Genomic DNA, 1030 nt, shown 5'->3' with positions numbered 1-1030 from the left:
AATATTGGTCAAGTCCTCGACCTATTAGTATCGATAAGCTAAATACATTGCTGCACTTACACCTTCGACCTATCAACCAGATAGTCTTTCTGGGGTCTTACCCTTGCGGTGGGAAATCTTATCTTGAAGTTGGCTTCGCGCTTAGATGCTTTCAGCGCTTATCCATTCCGTACATAGCTACCCAGCCATGCCCTTGGCAGAACAACTGGTACACCAGAGGTACGTCCATCCCGGTCCTCTCGTACTAAGGACAGGTCTCCTCAAATTTCCTACGCCTGCGACGGATAGGGACCGAACTGTCTCACGACGTTCTGAACCCAGCTCGCGTACCACTTTAATGGGCGAACAGCCCAACCCTTGGGACCTACTACAGCCCCAGGATGTGATGAGCCGACATCGAGGTGCCAAACCTCCCCGTCGATGTGGACTCTTGGGGGAGATAAGCCTGTTATCCCCAGGGTAGCTTTTATCCGTTGAGCGATGGCCCTTCCACGCAGAACCACCGGATCACTAAGTCCGATTTTCATCCTTGCTCGACCTGTATGTCTTGCAATCAAGCTCTCTTTTGCCTTTACACTCTACGTACGATTTCCGACCGTACTGAGAGAACCTTTGAGCGCCTCCGTTACCTTTTGGGAGGCGACCGCCCCAGTCAAACTGCCCACCTGACAGTGTCCCAAGACCAGATTCATGGCCTATGGTTAGAGTCCCAGTACTACAAGGGTGGTATCCCAAGGATGGCTCCGCCAAAACTGGCGTCCTGGTTTCAAAGCCTCCCACCTATCCTGTACATGTAGTACCAAGACCCAATGTCAAGCTACAGTAAAGCTCCATGGGGTCTTTCCGTCCTGTCGCAGGTATCCGGCATCTTCACCGGAATTACAATTTCACCGAGTCTGTTGTTGAGACAGTGCCCAAATCGTTACGCCTTTCGTGCGGGTCGGAACTTACCCGACAAGGAATTTCGCTACCTTAGGACCGTTATAGTTACGGCCGCCGTTTACTGGGGCTTAAGTTCACTGCTTCGATT

Annotated in this window: 1 rRNA gene; it reads right to left on the bottom strand. The window is 51.6% G+C overall.

Going from position 1 to position 1030, the window contains the following annotated elements:
* Window positions 1–4: 4 nt before the first annotated feature.
* Window positions 5–1030, bottom strand: a 23S ribosomal RNA gene (locus IR151_RS19985); the annotation flags it as partial.

The sequence above is a fragment of the Clostridioides sp. ES-S-0006-03 genome (assembly GCF_020662275.1).
Classification (GTDB): Bacteria; Bacillota; Clostridia; order Peptostreptococcales; family Peptostreptococcaceae; genus Clostridioides.
This window is presented reverse-complemented; position numbering and strand designations above follow the sequence as displayed.